At 41.0% G+C, this 17,820-nt stretch carries 18 protein-coding genes and 1 other RNA gene; 3 read left to right on the top strand and 16 right to left on the bottom strand.

Features of this window, described 5'->3' with window-relative positions; all coding sequences use genetic code 11:
- Positions 1–221 precede the first annotated feature (221 nt).
- Both ACE1TH_RS00950 and ACE1TH_RS00945 read left to right on the top strand, forming a co-directional pair.
- Positions 222–494, top strand: a complete 273-nt coding sequence (locus ACE1TH_RS00950; RefSeq protein ID WP_099301670.1) for a YvdQ family spore coat protein — start codon at positions 222–224, stop codon at positions 492–494.
- A gap of 9 nt (positions 495–503) precedes the next feature.
- Positions 504–827 (top strand): spore coat protein, encoded by a 324-nt coding sequence (locus ACE1TH_RS00945; protein WP_255223767.1) that lies wholly within the window; start codon positions 504–506, stop codon positions 825–827.
- A 47-nt stretch (positions 828–874) separates the two neighbouring features.
- Here the strand turns inward: ACE1TH_RS00945 and ACE1TH_RS00940 are convergent, their stop codons facing one another.
- The 15 genes from ACE1TH_RS00940 to ACE1TH_RS00870 form a co-directional block, all read right to left on the bottom strand.
- The gene (locus ACE1TH_RS00940) at positions 875–2,908 is read right to left on the bottom strand and encodes a catalase (protein ID WP_255223768.1); all 2,034 of its coding nucleotides are present in this window, start codon (positions 2,906–2,908) and stop codon (positions 875–877) included.
- A 94-nt stretch (positions 2,909–3,002) separates the two neighbouring features.
- On the bottom strand, positions 3,003–3,665 hold the full coding sequence (locus ACE1TH_RS00935; RefSeq protein WP_099301673.1) for a glycosyltransferase family protein: 663 nt from the start codon (positions 3,663–3,665) through the stop codon (positions 3,003–3,005).
- 85 nt (positions 3,666–3,750) lie between these two features.
- On the bottom strand, positions 3,751–5,034 hold the full coding sequence (locus ACE1TH_RS00930) for an aspartate aminotransferase family protein (protein WP_099301674.1): 1,284 nt from the start codon (positions 5,032–5,034) through the stop codon (positions 3,751–3,753).
- Positions 5,035–5,049: 15 nt separating this feature from the next.
- Positions 5,050–6,438 carry a YjiH family protein gene (locus ACE1TH_RS00925; RefSeq protein ID WP_099301675.1) on the bottom strand — a complete coding sequence of 463 codons (1,389 nt, stop codon included), beginning with the start codon at positions 6,436–6,438 and terminating at the stop codon, positions 5,050–5,052.
- 82 nt (positions 6,439–6,520) lie between these two features.
- Complete coding sequence (locus ACE1TH_RS00920; protein WP_099301676.1) at positions 6,521–7,084, bottom strand: histidine phosphatase family protein; 564 nt, start codon at positions 7,082–7,084, stop codon at positions 6,521–6,523.
- 79 nt (positions 7,085–7,163) lie between these two features.
- Positions 7,164–7,517: a transfer-messenger RNA gene (gene ssrA, locus ACE1TH_RS00915) on the bottom strand.
- 73 nt (positions 7,518–7,590) lie between these two features.
- On the bottom strand, positions 7,591–8,058 hold the full coding sequence (gene smpB / locus ACE1TH_RS00910) for an SsrA-binding protein SmpB (RefSeq protein WP_099302159.1): 468 nt from the start codon (positions 8,056–8,058) through the stop codon (positions 7,591–7,593).
- 36 nt (positions 8,059–8,094) lie between these two features.
- Entirely contained in the window at positions 8,095–8,505 is a 411-nt protein-coding gene (locus ACE1TH_RS00905) for a DoxX family protein (RefSeq protein ID WP_255223770.1), read from the bottom strand.
- Positions 8,506–8,616: 111 nt separating this feature from the next.
- A complete protein-coding gene (rnr, locus tag ACE1TH_RS00900) occupies positions 8,617–10,956 on the bottom strand; it encodes a ribonuclease R (protein ID WP_099301677.1) in 2,340 nt (779 codons plus the stop codon).
- Between the two features lie 25 nt (positions 10,957–10,981).
- Positions 10,982–11,728, bottom strand: coding sequence for an alpha/beta hydrolase (locus tag ACE1TH_RS00895; protein ID WP_099301678.1), 747 nt, complete (start codon positions 11,726–11,728; stop codon positions 10,982–10,984).
- Positions 11,725–12,441, bottom strand: a complete 717-nt coding sequence (locus tag ACE1TH_RS00890) for an alpha/beta hydrolase (RefSeq protein WP_099301679.1) — start codon at positions 12,439–12,441, stop codon at positions 11,725–11,727. Before ACE1TH_RS00890 ends, ACE1TH_RS00895 begins: the two co-directional genes overlap by 4 nt.
- 17 nt (positions 12,442–12,458) lie before the next feature.
- The gene (locus ACE1TH_RS00885) at positions 12,459–13,415 is read right to left on the bottom strand and encodes an LLM class flavin-dependent oxidoreductase (RefSeq protein WP_375078235.1); all 957 of its coding nucleotides are present in this window, start codon (positions 13,413–13,415) and stop codon (positions 12,459–12,461) included.
- Between the two features lie 93 nt (positions 13,416–13,508).
- A complete protein-coding gene (gene secG / locus ACE1TH_RS00880) occupies positions 13,509–13,739 on the bottom strand; it encodes a preprotein translocase subunit SecG (RefSeq protein WP_255223773.1) in 231 nt (76 codons plus the stop codon).
- Between the two features lie 66 nt (positions 13,740–13,805).
- The gene (locus ACE1TH_RS00875; RefSeq protein WP_375078234.1) at positions 13,806–14,252 is read right to left on the bottom strand and encodes a hypothetical protein; all 447 of its coding nucleotides are present in this window, start codon (positions 14,250–14,252) and stop codon (positions 13,806–13,808) included.
- Positions 14,242–14,811, bottom strand: a complete 570-nt coding sequence (locus tag ACE1TH_RS00870; RefSeq protein WP_375078233.1) for a non-oxidative hydroxyarylic acid decarboxylases subunit B — start codon at positions 14,809–14,811, stop codon at positions 14,242–14,244. Before ACE1TH_RS00870 ends, ACE1TH_RS00875 begins: the two co-directional genes overlap by 11 nt.
- Positions 14,812–14,997: 186 nt before the next feature.
- Between ACE1TH_RS00870 and ACE1TH_RS00865 the strand changes: the two genes are divergently transcribed.
- Positions 14,998–16,410: an alkaline phosphatase gene (locus tag ACE1TH_RS00865; RefSeq protein WP_375078232.1), complete on the top strand. Its 1,413-nt coding sequence runs from the start codon at positions 14,998–15,000 to the stop codon at positions 16,408–16,410.
- A 112-nt stretch (positions 16,411–16,522) separates the two neighbouring features.
- On the opposite strand, the gene eno is transcribed toward ACE1TH_RS00865, so the two are convergent.
- Positions 16,523–17,812, bottom strand: a complete 1,290-nt coding sequence (gene eno, locus ACE1TH_RS00860; protein WP_255223776.1) for a phosphopyruvate hydratase — start codon at positions 17,810–17,812, stop codon at positions 16,523–16,525.
- Positions 17,813–17,820 lie beyond the last annotated feature (8 nt).

Genomic DNA, 17,820 nt, shown 5'->3' with positions numbered 1-17,820 from the left:
AGCTTTCTTTAACTATAACGAATTATGATAGCGTTTGCAATAGCAATTTTCTGCAAATTCTCCTTTTTTTCTTTTTATCTCTGCATCTCCCGCTTTTTTATTTGCGCGGCAAAACCATTGTCGCTTTATCAAACGCATTTCAGTTGTTCATAAAGTTGACTTGAATAAAAAATCCCTGATTAAAAATACTAATGAAGATCGTTATTTTAAGGAGGGACATCATGAATCCACAACAGCAAAACGTTCAACAACAGCAAAATCAATCAATGATGCAAGAAGCTCCAGCCGTTATAACAGGAAAAGATTTAAATTATATTAACGATATGATGGCATGGAATTTAACAGCTGCAAAGAAAGCTCATTCTTTTGCACAAAGCTGCCAAGATCCTGAGATCAAACAAGCCATTGATCAAGCTGGTCAAATGCATCAACGTCATTACGAGCAGTTTTTACAACTGCTTACGAATCAAAATCAACCACCGACTTACCAATAAGGAGGCTTTATGATGAATCAGCAAAAAGTTCAAAACCCAAAGATTCAAATCCCTACAACAACGTCTATGAATGACCAAGATTATATTACGGACATGCTTACAACTGAAAAATATATCACCGTATCGTATTCAGTTGCTGAACATGAGGCGAGTCATGAAGCTTATTATCAAACGATTCACCAAGCAAATAATGAAGCCTCACAAATGCAGCGAACCTTGTATGAAACGATGTTTCGCAAAGGATTGTATAGCTTGACGCCAACTCAAGAATCATCTATTCAACAAAGCTATCAACAGCATACACAAGACAAATCTCAACTTCCATACCAGTAATTATTGCATGCTAGGCAACGTTGCAAACTTGTCGCCTAGCATGTTTTTTATACCCGTTGAAAAAAGCGCTGTTTAGCGAGCGCACTCATATACTCATCAAGGAAAGAATCATGATCATTGATTAAGACAGCTTCTTTTCCCTCGATTCCTAATTCTTGCAGCAACGGTTTTACCTTAGGAGAGACCCCTATTGGTTTATAGTGCATAAATTGTTCGCGAATAAAGTGAGCCATCTGGCCAGTTGAATAGCTATCCGGTCTTCTACCACTTGCCACATAAATGGAATCATATAGTAGCGGCGAGCCCGTTAAAAAACTTGCGTCAGGTGTATACGTGACATTGTCTGTTCCTCTAACTTCCGCTTGCTTCTCACTTAAAATTTCAACCCTTACCCCATCCTGTTTCAAGCGCTCCACTACACGTTTGGTTGCTGGTCCATCAAAGCCTTCAGACAGTAATACACCCACTTTAAGCCATTTCACAGATTGGTTTTGATTCGCCATACTTAACGCTTTCGATGCTTTCCTGACTTTCGATTCTGCTACGGAAGGAGGCTGAACGCCGATTTGTTTTGACACAACTGTGGCTAATTCTGTACTTACGCCACCAATATGATTAATCATTTGCTGACGAACCGATTTGCTCTTCACTTTCCCTAATTCAAAACTAAACGCATTGGCGATATGGTCGCGCTCCCAGCTGCTCATACTATTCCAAAATAACCTCGCTTGCGAGTAATGATCAAGAAAGCTTTTAGCTGTTTTTCGAATTTTCACCCCGTTGACTTTTTCTGGGTAAGTAACAAATCCACCTTTACTAGGGTCGACTTCAAAGGGGGTGTTGTTCCAAAGTGAATTTTTATGATAGTGTACTTGGCCCTTATCAACCGTATGGCGCATCGCACCGTCACGTTGATTATTATGAAATGGACATAATGGCTGGTTAATCGGTAATTCTTGATGATTGGTGCCGACTCGATACATTTGCGTGTCTGTATACGAGAATAATCGTGTTTGGAGTAGTGGATCATCTGTAAAATCAATACCCGAAACAATGTTTCCTGGATGGAGCGCAATTTGCTCTGTCTCTGCAAAAACATTTTCTACGTTTCGATTTAGCCGCATTTCCCCAATTCGACGCACAGGTACATCTTCCTCTGGCCATATTTTAGTCGAATCAAGGATATCAAAATCAAACTTAAATTCATCTTTCTCATCAAGGACTTGAATACCTAGCTCCCAAACCGCTTCACCACCAGCTTCAATCACATCCCATAAGTCTCTCCGATGAAAATCTGGATCAATTCCTCCAAGTTTCTGCGACTCATTCCAGACAAGCGAGTGAACACCTAGCTTTGGCTTCCAATGAAATTTCACAAAATGGGCTTTTCCAGCTTCATTTACAAGGCGGAATGTATGTACTCCAAACCCTTCCATTGTCCGAAAACTTCTAGGAATCGTTCGATCACTCATGATCCACATCATCATATGAGCAGATTCTTTATTATTTGCCATGAAGTCCCAAAAATTATCGTGAGCTGTTTGCGCTTGTGGAATTTCATTATTTGGCTCTGGTTTCACCGCATGAATAAGATCGGGAAATTTAATGCCATCTTGAATAAAAAATACGGGAATATTATTGCCAACTAAATCAAAATTCCCTTCTTCCGTATAAAATTTCACCGCAAAACCACGAACATCACGCACTGTCTCAGCGGCTCCTTTGGAACCTGCTACTTCTGAAAATCGGAGAAACACAGGCGTTTCAATGCTAGGATCTTGCAAAAAATGAGCTTTTGTTAACGCTGCTTGAGATTCGTACACTCGAAACGTTCCATATGCGCCATATCCTCTTGCATGTACGACTCTTTCTGGGATTCGTTCTCGATCAAAGTGAGAAAGCTTTTCTCGCATCACAAAATCTTCAAGCAAACTCGGTCCACGCTCACCAGCTTTTAAAGTATTTTCATCATTTGAAATTTTAATGCCTTGATTGGTTGTTAAAGGTTTATTGTAGTTATTTCGTGAGTATTGTTCAACTTGTTCCGCTTTTCGATTTGGTTTTTTCGGCTTCCGTTCCATTTCCATACACCTCCAATGCCCATTTTATTCAAAGGTGCTCCAATCTATGTTTGTCCACTAATAATTATCGTCAACAAAAACACACACTTCCTATTTACTGTGAAAGTGTGCGTTGCCATTTGTGAAATTGGTGAAGGTAACGGCCATAGGCGAGTTGATCAAATTCTTCGCCACATTCATGCATCACCCACGGATGAGGTTGATGCGCAATGCCTACCTCATACCCTTTGTTTTGGAATAGAAAGCTTTGGCTCACATCATAAAAATGCCAGCCATCAAATTGTTCCTCCCACGGAATGTCATACTGGGTTGCCATTAGTACGCCATCAATAACGGCCGCAGTTTGAAAAGCATAGTCCGCTTCAATAAATGATAAATACCCGTATGTGTCGCGCTTCTCTAATATTTTTCCAGCTTTCAGCTTACTATCCCACCAAACGCTATTCTCAGGTAAATCTTTCGCGCCGATCACACCAAACATCCCTAAGCTTGGGTGATTCTCAAATAAGAACAGTAAATCATGAAGAAACATCCGATTAATAATCATTGTATCTTGGTGCAGATACACTTTATACTTTGCATTCGACTGCTTTAAAGCCGTATTATAGCCACTTGTCATGCTTAACGCATCACGTATCGCGATTTTTGTGACCGTATAATCTCGCGGTAAATACAGCATATCTATATGACTAGCTGCTCGTTCGTACAAGGTCTCATCGTTGACGCACGTTATAAAACAAATCTCTTTTTTGTTCATCAGACAACGCCACCCTTCTATCCTCTCCTATCAGAAGCAGTATATTCAAGAGTGGGCGCAGTCGTGTATGAAGATTTTCGTCGTATTAGCGATTCAATCTAGTAAGAGCTTGGCGCAATTTTGTTAGTCCTTCATCAATTTGCTCTTTTGTCACAGTCAAAGGCGGAATCATACGCAATACTTCCCCTTCGTTGCCACAAAAGTAAAAAAGGACGCCTTCTTCAAGTGCTAAATCTAAAATCTTTGCTGCTCGTTCTCCATCTTTTTTCCCTGTCTCTGGATCAACAATCTCAATCCCAATCATCATGCCTACATGACGGACTGATCCAATACATGCGAACTCTGCTTGAAGTGAGCGTACCTTATTCGCTGCATACGTCCCCACTTCTTTTACATTATCAAGGAGTTTTTCTTCTTTAATGATTTGAAGCGTTGCCCTTGCAGCTGCACACGCAATAGGATTTCCACCAAATGTTGTCGCATGACTCCCGAGTGGCCATTGCTGCATCAGCTTATGATTCGCTACGGTTGCACTAAGCGGCAAGCCAGAAGCAATTCCCTTTGCAACTGCCATAATATCAGGTGTGACATCAAATGCTTGTGCCGCAAACCATTCTCCTGTTCGACCAAAGCCTGTTTGTACTTCATCAAAAATGAGCAGGATTCCATGTTCATCACAAATCTCTCTTATACGCTTTAACCACGCAGCAGGCGGGACAATATAGCCCCCCTCTCCGAGCACAGGCTCAATGATAAAGCATGCTACTTCTTCTGGGAGCGTTTGATGAGCAAACATGGTTTGAGATGCTTCATCAAGCTTTTGAATGGCTAGCTCCTCGCTATCACCAGATTGGTAATAAGGAAGCTGTAATACATTGTTTTGAGCAGGCTGGTACGCTTTATATTTTGCTTTTGACGTACTAACACTCATTGACCCTAACGTACGACCGTGGAAACATCCTGTAAAGGAAACCACGTTTGGTCGTTTTGTTACATGTCGTGCAAGTTTTAACGCCCCTTCGATCGCTTCTGTTCCACTATTTCCAAAGAAAAAACAATCTAAGTCTCCTGGCATCACATCTGCAAGTTCATTTGCTAATGATAAGATCGATTCATATTGAATCACACCAATCGGCCCATGCGTAAATGAATCCGCTTCTGTTTTAATGGCTTCAACAATTTTCGGATGACGATGCCCGACATTGGTAACCGCAATGCCTGACGTAAAATCTAAATATTGTTTTCCATCCACCCCATAGTAATAACAGCCTTCTTCTTTAATAACAGGTAAATTCGGATGGTCTTTTGCCATACTCGGGGCAAGACGGTAAGGAATAGTTTCTTGTAGCTCGTTCCAACGTTGTGACATTCTAGATGACTCCTTTTAAAAAATAATAACGTGCGCAATCAAGACAACAACAGGGATTGCAATAATCGTACGTTGAATAAAGATAATCAACAACTGCCAAAATGAAATCGGAATACTTGAACGCATTAACATGACCCCAATTTCAGACATGTATACGAGTTGAATAAGGGAAACTGCACCGATGACAAATCGAGTTAATTCACTCTCTATTCCTGCACCTAAAATAGCTGGTAAAAACATGTCAGCAAAACCAACAAGTAAAGCTGGTGCTGCCTCTGCAGCTTCCGGAATATTCATCCACTCTAAGACCGGTACAAGTGGATATGAAAGATACGTGAAAACTGGTGTGAATTCGGCAATAATAAGCGCAATCGTTCCAATCGCCATGACAAGAGGAAGCATGCCGAACCAAATGTCCAACGCGTTAAATGCGCCTTTCTTAAACACTTGTGTTGTTTTTGGCGCATGCGCAGCTTTTGTTACGCCACGTTTAAATGCTTGGCTCCATAATGAACCGCTGGCGACTGTTTCATTAATCATACCAGGCTGTTCGCCTGCATACGTATGACTCATTTTTGATAACGGCGGAATTCTTGGGCAAATAAATGCTGCTACAAATACACCAGCTAGTACCGTTAAATAAAATGGCACAAAACGTTCACTTAAACTTAAGATCTCAGCGATAATTAAACTGAAGCCAATCGACGTAATCGTAAAGTTCGTGACAATCACGGCGGATTCACGTTTCGTGTAGTAGCCATTTTCATATTGATTAATCGTAATTAAAATACTCATCATGTTGTTTCCCATCCATGATGCCAATGAATCAACAGAAGCTCTGCCTGGAAGATTAAATAATGGTCTCATTACTTTTTTAGCGAGCGTTCCTAACCATTCCATTAAACCATACTCAAGCAAAAGGGGCATTAACAATCCCATAACAACGGACCAAACAGCCAATACTGGCAATAAATCCGTGAAGATCGTTCCTCCAGTTGCAGCGCTATAGACAACCTCTGATCCTGTTTCAGTCATGACCATTAGCGCAAAAAGGGCACCAACAACGCGAATAATCGTCCATGGTAAACTAGTATAAAAAAGAGCTTTTAAAGCGGTGTTTTCCATTATAAGCGCTGGCTTTACAGCCCATGATAACAAGGAAACAACGCCAGATGTTAAAATGATAGTTAATAAAAACATCGGCAGTATCGCTTCTAGAGAACCTTCGATCCGGCCAGCTGCATAACCGATTAAAACGGTCCAATTGTCGTTAATTTTAAACGGCACTAGAAATAAAAAAGCACCAAGTAAGGATGGCAATAAAAAAGTAAGAATTGAACGAGTCGATTGCTCGTGATTCTTTTTATGATTTGAATCAGGTTGCTGTTGTTTTAACTGTTCCATAACGTTCTCCTTAAATGCATATTAAATCTAATTTATTTATAATTATACATAAAAGGAGACAAGTTGCCTAGCACTTTTTTTCTTACATATTCTTCCTCCAAACCTTTTTACAATCAATCATTTGTTGTTTTTCTAACGTTAGTTGATAAATATCCGGCATATCTAGCTGTTGCCAAAATGCATAATTATAACGTTTATGAAAATGATTTAGTAAAAGCGCTAATAAATTCCCGTGCGTCGAAATCACAATGGTTTCGTCTTGCTTGTCTTGATCCAGCGAACGCCAAAGACTGTTGATGCCTCTTGTTCTTGCAGTCTCGTTTGATTCGCCACCATCATGTGTAAATGTTTCGTCTTTCCAAACGGCATGTATTGCAGCCTCAAAATCGACTACCGACTCTTTAGCAAGCTGGCGCTCTTTAAATCCTTCTTCAAAGATAATGGATTTATTTTTCAATACAGCTGTAGGTTCAATGGTTTGAACCGCTCTCTGATAAGGACTCGAAATAAAGCGATCCACATGAATAGACTGAAAGTAATTGGCAATTTCTAACGCATCGTTCAGCCCTTTTTCCGATAGTGGGCGACCCCGTTCGTCTGGAGTATAAGGAGAGTGAGCATGTCGAACAAGATAGATTGTATGCATATGGAACGCTCCTAACGTTAAGTGGTGCTTTTATTATACAAAAAAACCCTGAAGCACATTACGTAACTTCAGGGTTTTTATATGGAGACGGTGGGAATTGAACCCACGTCCAGAGATAACGGCACTTACGCTTCTACGAGCGTAGTCTTTGTATTAGCATTTCGCTAACACGTCAGCCCAAAGACAGGCTTCTGTGCAGCTAGCCTGATTAATCTCTTCCAACTCCCTCAGGCGGAGGGAGTAAGGCGTATCCCACTTAAGTTGAGTCTCTACCACTCCACATGGGCGATGGAGAGGAGAGACCGCTTAGCTTATGCAGCTAAAGCGAAGTTATTGTTTTCTTTGCCAGTTATAGGCTAATGCGTTTTAACGAGGCCGCACCTCGACTCGCAACGTAAGCTCGACCTATCCCTGTCGAATCCAGAACGTCCCCAGAAAAATATACAAGGCTTTACGCCTAGATTTCCTATTATACTAAATCCATACAAAAAATCAAGTACAACGCCTTACCCTTTCATTCGCTCTTTAATCGCCCGATCCATTTCACGTTTCGCATCTTTTCGCTTAAGAGTCTCACGCTTATCGTAATTCTTTTTCCCTTTTGCAAGACCAATTAACACTTTCGCAAACCCATTTTTAATATACACTTTTAACGGAACGACTGAATAGCCTTGTTGCTGGGTTTCACCAATCAGTTTGTCAATCTGCTTTTTGTGTAAGAGCAATTTCCGCGCTCGTGTTGGTTCATGATTGTAACGATTACCTTGTTCATACTCACTGATGTGAGCATTGTGCAAGTACGCTTCGCCATTTCGAATACGAGCAAACGAATCTTTTAAGTTCATTCTTCCCGCACGGATAGCTTTAATTTCTGTTCCAGTTAAGACAATCCCAGCTTCATACGTTTCTTCAATAAAATAATCGTGGCGCGCTTTTTTATTTTGCGCCATTAATTTTCCTTCTGTTTCAGCCACTGACACACCTACTTCCCCATCAATTTATAACGGTTATTACCTTCTACCGAAGCGTTGACGCTTTTTCTTTTTTGTTAATAAAGCATCTGTTGCTAAAAATTGACTGCCATTCATAACAAATAATAAGAGCACAAAGAAAAGCAATAAATCAAATTCAAAGCCTCCGATAAATCCTTGATCGAATTTTACCATATAAATAGCACCAGCCATTACAACCATAAGGATACCGCTCATTACTCGAGTTAATAAACCAAGTACGAGGGCAAGACCAGCAACGATTTCAACTAGCGCAACCACAACAGCCATAACATCTGGTGATGGTATGTTGACGCTTTGAAAAAATTCAGCCGTTCCTTCAATGCCCCCATTAAATTTATCTAATCCGTGGGCGATAAAAATGATCCCTACGACTATTCGTACCAATGTTAAACTTACTTCTGTTTTCATAATCCGTTCCTCCTTCCACTCACCTAGTGTAAAGAGGAACGAGACAAGACTCAAGCAGGCACCTTTATGAAACCGACAGACGTCTTCAGACAAAAGGGCTATTTTTTCTTATTAAGAGCGCTTTTTTCTACGAGCTTTTTTTCGCTTTACACTAGGAGCATTTTCATAAAATGCTTTCTTTTTACGTTTACCGCTTTTTTGTGATCCGTCTTTTTTCGGATCTCCTGTTAATTGAGGACGATCTGATTTGTTGCGTTTTGGATTACGCTTTCCTCCATCAATGACTTTCGGACGATCTTTGCCTCTTTTTGGTTTTTGTTTCTTCATCCCTACTATTTCAAAGTCAACAGAAGCTTCTTCAGTATTCACCGAAACGACTCGTATTTCAAGCTCATCTCCAATACGAAAGACATTTCCCGTTCGCTCTCCGATCATCGCGTAATGCTTTTGGTCATACCGATAATAATCGTCGGTTAAATAGCTAACATGGACAAGACCTTCCACCGTATTTTCTAATTCCACAAATAAACCAAAATTCGTCACACCACTAATCATGCCCGTATATACTTCACCGATTTTATCTTCCATATATTGAGCTTTTTTCACATTGTCGGTGTCTCGTTCCGCATCAACTGCACGTCGCTCCATGTCAGATGCATGCGCCGTTAAGCCAGGAAGTTTCTCCTGCCAATGACCTGTCGTTTTGGCATCGGTCTTGCCTTGGATTAAATACGTTCGAATTAAACGGTGAACGAGTAAATCTGGATAACGACGGATGGGCGATGTAAAATGCGTATAGAACTCGGCAGATAATCCAAAGTGTCCAACTGAATTGACATCATATTTTGCTTGTTTCATCGAACGAAGCATTATTCGGCTAATAATCGTTTCTTCAGGTTCTCCTCGGACTTCTTTTAAAAGCGATTGTAATGCTCGTGGATGAATCGTATTAGCCGTTCCGCGAACGACGTAGCCAAAACCAGTGATAAATTCTAGAAACGAATTTAATTTTTCTGCATCAGGGTCTTCATGAATTCGATACACAAACGGAAGCTTCATCCAGTGGAAATGCTCGGCTACCGTTTCGTTTGCGACAAGCATAAATTCTTCAATAAGCTTCTCGGCAACTGAACGTTGGCGCAAGACCACATCTTCAGGTGCACCTTCGCTATCCACTAATACTTTTGCTTCTTTAAAATCGAAATCAATGGCGCCACGACCAAAACGCTTATCTCGTAAAATTTGTGCCAGTTTTTCCATGTCTTCAAACATTGGAACGAGCGCTTGATATTTTTCACGCAACGCTTCATCTTTATCGACAAGAATGTCTCGCACATCACTGTACGTCATTCGCTCAGTCGTTTTAATGACACTTTGAAAAATTTCATGTTTTACTACGCCGCCATTTTGATCGATTTCCATCTCACAAGAAAGTGTTAAGCGGTCAACTTGCGGATTTAAACTACAAATCCCGTTTGATAACCGATGGGGAATCATTGGAATAACCCGATCAACTAAATAGACACTTGTTGCCCGTTCCGACGCTTCTTTATCGATAGGACTTCCTTCTTTCACATAATGAGATACGTCCGCAATGTGAACGCCTAGAACATAGTTACCATTGTCTAGCTTTTTCACTTGTACCGCATCATCTAAATCTTTTGCATCTGCTCCATCAATGGTCACAATTTGTTCGTTTCGTAAATCACGACGATTATTCAGATCACTTGGATCAATGGCATCAGGTACGTTTTCTGCTTGTTCAAGGGTCTCATCAGCAAAGCTTTGCGGAATGCTATATTTATAAATAATCGATAAGATGTCCATTCCCGGATCATTTTTATGACCTAACACTTCTTTTATTTCTACTTCGCCACCAAAACGCCCTTCTGGATATTGCGTAATCGTTGCAATGACTTTATGACCATCAACAGCCCCTTTTTCTTTTCCTTTCATCACAAGGAAATCGGCGCTGATGCGCTTGTCGTCGGCAACAACTAATGCGTATGATTTGAACTCTTTGTATTCTCCTACAATTTCCGTTACTTTACGTTCAATAATACGGATGACTTTTCCTTCTGCTCTTGAGCCACTTCCTCGCTCGTCAATACGAACAAACACGATATCTCCGTTCATTGCACCTGATAATGATCCCTGCGGGACATACACATCCTCGTCTCCTTCATCAGGTATGACAAAGGCAAACCCTTTTGCATGCCCTTGTACACGGCCACGAATCAAGTTTAGTTTTTCTGGAATTCCGTAACGGTTGGTTCGTGTCCGAATAATTTCTCCTTTTCCTTCAAGCTCGTTTAACGTTGTAATGAGCTCTTTAAACATGTCGCTTGAAGTTACATTGAACCGTTCCTCTAATTCTTCAACAGAAACGGGTTTTGTTGCTTCTTCTTTAAAATACTGTAGAATTTCTTCGATCTTTATTTGGTCAGACATTGTTTCACTCCTTTTTCTTCTATTTTTAGTTTGACCAGTCTAGTTCATTTAAAAACGACAGAATGTCTTGGTGAAGCTGCTCTTTTTCATCGCCTAATGTAATAACGTGAGTTGAGTCTTCGTACCATTTGATTTCTTTGTCGTCTGTTTCAATTTCATTGTAAATAATGGTGGCACTCTCTGTATCAATCATTTCATCATGCCTAGCTTGTACAATAAAGGCAGGTGAATAAATTAAGTCTAATTCACTTCTCACATCGTCCATTAGCTGGCGTAATTTATAGAGCGTATCCATTGATGTTTCTTTTAACGCATTGACTTCTTTCTCAATGTCGTCTTCGTTCTTCTTCTCCAGTTGCTTGTATTCTTTTGCATACTTCAAAAAGCCTTTTTTTATCGCTTCTTCTGTTCTCGGTCGAACAGGTGCACACATTGATACGATGCCCTTTACTGGTTTAGAAAGACCTAATTTAAGCGTGAACACCCCGCCTAGCGATAACCCGCACACCGCAATTTCATCGTACCCTTCATGTTTAAGGTGGTCATAGGCTGCTTCCACATCCTCCCACCAATCGTCAGGACTATACGTAACAAGCTCCTCTGGCGGAACACCATGCCCGCGATAAAGCGGCGCATGGCACGTGTACCCTTCATTTTGTAAAAACCGTCCAAGCATACGCACATCTGCTGTTGTTCCGGTAAAGCCGTGAAGGAGTAAAACAGCTCGCTTTCCTCCTGTAAATGTAAATGGCTTAGGTGCAACAATCTTCATGTTGTTTTCTTCCTCTCTTCATTACTTTCTATTAAGAACGCTTTAATTTGATTGATTACTTCTTCGCTTTCAAACCCATGAAAAATCATATGTCGCGATCGTTTCATCGCAATTAACTCTTTTTCATCCGATTCAATAATATCATAAAGATGATAAGCTGATTTCATTGGCACCAAACCATCTTGCTCACTTTGAATGATTAATGTGGGTACGCGAATTCTGCTTGCATACGGCTTTGTCTTTTGCACGAGCTGCAAGAATTGGGACAACGCTGCAAAAGGCGTTTCTTTAAACTTCTTCTCATAGAGCTCAATCAGCTGATCTTCCTCTTGATTGCCAGTGATGTGAAACCGAATGGCGGCAATCATATCTTTAAAAAATTGCTTCGGGTTGAAATAAAATGCTGCTGCATTTAACAAGACTAACTTACCAACAGGATACCTCGCCGCGATATAGCTTGCGAGCATGCCTCCCATTGAGAAGCCGATGACAAATACTTCCGTACATCGCTTCTGTAGCTCTTCAAATGCCACTTCAACTGTATACACCCATTCTTCGTACGTAGCTGTTTTTAACTCATTTAACTCTTTCCCATGGCCAGGCAAGACCGGGCTGTACACGACCCAGCCTTCTTGCTTTTGTAGCTCTTTGACAATCGGCTCAACTTCCCATGGATCACCAGTAAAGCCGTGAATGCATAAACACCCAATCAAACCCATCGCCTCTTTTCTTAAGATGACAGTAATGTGGATAAGCGCTCAAAGGATTTTCTTTTTTCTTTGTAGTCGAACACATTCGTTAAGAGTAAAAACTGATCCGATTGTGCTTGTTCAGCGAGTCGTTCTAGCTTTAGCTTTACAGTGTCAACTGACCCAATAATCATCCGTTTTCGGTTTTTAACAATTATTTCCTCTTCACGAACTGTTAATTGACGGTTCATTTCATAAGGAATTCGACTATCAAGTCCTTTTTCCGTTTGCAAAAGCCACAAATCTTGCTGCTTAGCTAGAGATTCCGCATGCGCATCATCTTCTCCACAAATAACAAATACAGCTGTTAATGCATCTTTATGATCGCTTACCGCTAAACGATACGCTTCGTGCGCTTCTTTTAATCGGTCCGGTTGAATAAAAAAGCCATGAACAAAACCTAGTCCTTTCTCTGCAGACACTGTTGCGCTCCGCTCTCCTAAACCAAGTATATATAAAGATGGATTCGTAATCGGCAATGGTGAAGCGGTCATGCCAGCGTGACTTCGATTCGTTGTCCACTGCACGACTTCGTCCACTTTATCCCAGAAGCGATCCATCTCGCTGTCTTTTCCGTTCGCAAGTGCTCTCCGTATTCGCTCATTTCCACCTGGCGAACGGCCTAACCCGCCATCTATTCGATTTGGGTACATCACTTCTAATTGATTGAACATGCTCGCTACTTTATAAGCACTATACTGCGGCAGCAAAACGCCACCTGAGCCGACACGAATTCGAGACGTTTTTGCAGCAGCTGTTGCCATCCAAAGCTCTGGAGAACTTGAGACTAGCCCCTTCGTTCCATGATGCTCAGCAAACCAATAGCGTTCGTATCCTAGTTGCTCCGCTCGAATGACAAGATCAACTGTTTGTTGTGCTGTTTCTTCCACTGTTTTCCCTATTGACGTAGGGACTTGATCTAAAATACTCAAACGCACGCAACATTCACCTCTTCATGCGAAGTTTTCCTCTTTTTGACCATTTTCAAACACAAAAAACGTCTGGATGAATGTCCAGACGTTCGGTTCTTCTTATAGGAAATACGCATTTGCTGCTGTTAATACAAAAAATAATACAGCTAGCACAATAGTCGCTCGATGCAAAACCGCCTCAAGACCTCGCGCTTTCTGCTTTCCAAGTAACTGCTCTGCTCCACCAGAAATCGCTCCAGCTAAACCAGAACTACGACCTGGCTGAAGTAAAACAACAGTAACAAGTAAAACAGATACGATAATTAACGCAATCATTAAAAACAGTTGCATCCCTACACCTCCGTAAACACATTCAATAGGATTATCTTAACATAGTGAATAGATCAAGACAAGGGGTTATTTTTTCAGTAATGCTTGCTTCGTTACCCAGTAATCCAAGGTATGCTTTTCGTTCTTTAACTGAAACTGCACAGGCGAGACAATGGTTGCATAAGGCGCTTGGTCTTCTTTGACCTGCCTGACTTTGCCTTCAAATATAGCTTGCCCCTCTTCTGTTCGAACATATCTTAGCTCCAGTAGAATATCAAATGCTTTAGGTGGCAGAACAAGGAGAAGCGTTGCCTTTTTCGTTTTTTGCGCGTATGAAACAGAACTTGAACGTTCCCATAAAGCAATCCGAATCGTACGTTCATCCATTTTCAATAACTCTCCTACACTTAGCAACGCTTTATAAGGAAAGCCTTTATCATTAACCGTTACGAAATAAATGGCTATCTCGGTTTTCTCTTTAAGATTTTTTCCGTTTAGAAAGTGTTCAACCTCAACAGGTAAATCATGATTCATCTTTCAACCCCTCCCAACGTTTCGCAGACTGGTGTTCAATGCCAAACTGATCAAGCGCTCGATAAACTATGTGTTCAATGAGATCATCAATCGTTTGAGGTTGATTGTAAAAAGCAGGCATAGGCGGGAAAATTGTCACACCCATCCTTGACAACTCAGTCATATTTTCAAGATGAATGGTATTAAGAGGCGTCTCTCTCGTCATTAACAGTAACTGTTTTCGTTCTTTTAACATGACATCAGCTGCCCTAGCAATTAAGTTATCCGCTAAACCTGTACGAATGGCTGCCAACGTTTTCATCGAACACGGCACGATGATCATTCCATCTACACGTTTTGATCCACTTGAAATCGATGCAGCTTGATCTTCGCTCCCATACGTATAGTCTGCAAGCGCCTTTACATCCTTTACGCTATAGGACGTTTCTTGTGCAATCGTAACGACTGACCATTTCGACAAGATAAGATGCGTTTCAATCTTTAATTCTTTTAACGTTTTTAAAAGTTTTATCGCAATGGGTGCACCTGTAGCACCTGTTACGCCAATAATCAACTTCATAATAACTCTCCTATACACGACCGTCTTTCCTCTATTATAGCTTGGACTTGAGCATTAACAAAAGTCATCCGTACTACTTCTTAACATCTGAAAATTCCTAACTTTTTCAAAGCAATTAAATTCCTTTTAACATTATGCTAATATAGAAATATAAGGACGTTTATCCAAATTTAGGGGGAATGATTTTTGAAGAAACATGCGGGTTATTTTACTGCGTTCGCTGTAACCGCTTTAATGGTGGTTGGATGTTCAGATCAAGAAACAGCTCAAGAAAGTGACACAGACGCTGAAAACGATCGACCTCAAAATGTCATTATGATGATTGGAGATGGATTAGGGTTTGGCCAGATTGAAATCGCTCGTTTGCTTGAATATGGCAAAGAAGGCGAGTTACATATGGAATCCCTTGATCACACAGCGCTAATGCGTACATATTCAGCTAATCAATGGGTGACCGATTCTGCTGCTGCGGGAACGGGCATTGCGACGTCGACGAAAACGGATAACGGTATGATTGGTGTTGATCCAGATATGCAGCCAGTTGAGAGCATCTTGCGTCTTTTCCAAGACGAAGGTAAAAAAGTAGGTGTCATTTCAAATAATACAGTAACTGATGCAACGCCAGCGGCCTTTACCGCAAGTGTGGAAAGTCGTGATGGACAAGCTGACATTGCCAGGCAAATGTTTGAAAACGAATACGACCTTTTACTCGGTGGAGGAGCAGAATACTTCTCTCCAGAACGGCAAGATGGACGAGATCTTGTCGCAGAATTTGAGGAAAACGATTATACAGTAGTGACCGATCGCGATGCGTTACATGAAGTAGACTCAGCAGATCGCTTGCTCGGATTGTTTCACGATTCTTACATGAACTATAAAGCAGATTTAGACCTTAACGACTCAAACGAGCCAAGTTTAAATGAAATGTCCGCGTCAGCTTTAGATCTACTTGAAAATGATGAAGAAGGCTTTTTTCTTATGATTGAAGGTGCGCGAATTGATCATGCTGCTCATGCTGCAGATGTATCCGGCGTATGGCAAGAAACGATTGAGTTTGACAATACGGTAAAAGACGTAATGGATTGGGTTGATGGGCGCGATGATACCTTACTCGTCGTTTTAGCAGATCACGAAACAATGGGTATGGCCGTATCTGAAGTGATGGATAAAGAAGGACTTCGAAGTGTCTCCGCTTCCCCAGAATATATGGTACAGCAGTTTACATTTCAAGAAGACGAAGGTATGTATGATACAGACAGCGTGCGAGCTACAGTGGAAGAATATGCTGGTATAACGTTAACAAATGATGAGCTTGACGCATTTAATGGGTACATTTATGACGAGAACAACGAGTTAAAACCCCTTCATGAGCAAGCTTGGGAGATTGGAAGTTTTATCGCAAATCATTACCAAGTAGGCGTAATGAATCGCGACATTCGTGAGGCCAGCGCAACTGGTGGACATAGTGGGAATATGATTCCTGTGTTTGCCAAAGGTCCCGGAGCCGAGCGGTTTAACGGTGTTCTCGACAATACAGATATCTCACAAATCATTACGGACATCACTGATTCTCAAGAACCAGGATCTTTAATGGAATAAGAGAATAGGCCGAGTGCCTATTATATATGCCTTTTTTTGAAAAAGGTACAAAAAAAGCATCAGACGGACGCTCTAAAAAGAGTCGACATCTGATGCTTTTATTCATTTCAACTTACTTGCTTAAGTTATAGAAAGACTTAAGACCATTGTACTGTGCTAAATCAGCAAGCTCGTCTTCGATGCGAAGAAGTTGATTGTACTTCGCAACACGGTCTGTACGTGAAGGTGCACCTGTTTTGATTTGACCAGCGTTTGTTGCAACAGCGATGTCTGCGATTGTCGCATCTTCTGTTTCACCAGAACGGTGAGAGATAACGGCTGTGTAGCCAGCGCGCTTCGCCATTTCAATCGCATCAAATGTTTCTGTAAGTGTACCGATTTGGTTTACTTTGATAAGGATTGAGTTACTAATTCCTTTTTCAATTCCTTCAGATAGCTTCTTCGTGTTTGTTACGAATAAGTCATCTCCTACTAATTGAACTTTATCACCAAGACGCTCTGTTAATAATTTGTGGCCATCCCAGTCGTTTTCGTCTAAGCCATCTTCAATTGAGATGATTGGATATTTTTCACAAAGCTCAGCGTAGAAATCAACCATTTCTGCTGAAGAAAGAACTTTGCCTTCACCAGATAAGTGGTATTTGCCATCTTCTTTATTAAATAGTTCAGAAGACGCAACATCCATTGCAAGTTGAATTTGCTCACCAGGCTTGTAACCTGCTTTTTCAATTGCTTCAATGATTGTAGAAAGGGCTTCTTCGTTTGAAGAAAGGTTCGGAGCAAATCCGCCTTCGTCTCCTACAGCTGTGTTGTATCCTTTTGATTTAAGCACTGATTTTAAGTTATGGAAAATTTCTGCGCCCATACGAAGTGCTTCTTTAAAGCTTTCAGCACCTACTGGCATAACCATAAATTCTTGAATGTCTACGTTGTTATCCGCATGCTCCCCACCATTAATGATGTTCATCATTGGTACTGGAAGTTGCTTTGCATTAAATCCGCCAAGATAAACGTATAAAGGAAGATCAAGTGCTTCTGCTGCAGCATGTGCACAAGCCATTGATACCCCAAGGATTGCATTAGCACCAAGGTTTCCTTTATTTTCTGTTCCGTCAAGCTCAATCATTAAACGGTCAATGCCGATTTGATCAAGAACATTTTCACCAATAAGTTCAGGTGCAATGGTTTCGTTTACGTTATCAACCGCTTTTTCTACACCTTTACCCATGTAACGGTCGCCGCCGTCACGTAGTTCAACTGCTTCGTATTCACCAGTTGATGCACCACTTGGTACAAGGGCACGGCCCATAATTCCTGATTCAAGATGAACTTCTACTTCAACTGTTGGATTGCCACGAGAATCGAGTACTTCGCGTGCATAAACATCAGAGATAATTGTCATGATTTACG

Origin of the sequence: Shouchella sp. JSM 1781072 (assembly GCF_041949915.1) — a bacterium.
In the GTDB taxonomy this organism is placed as follows: Bacteria; Bacillota; Bacilli; order Bacillales; family Bacillaceae_D; genus Shouchella.
The sequence above is the reverse complement of the archived record's forward strand: the minus strand, read 5'-3'. Positions and strand labels throughout refer to the sequence as shown.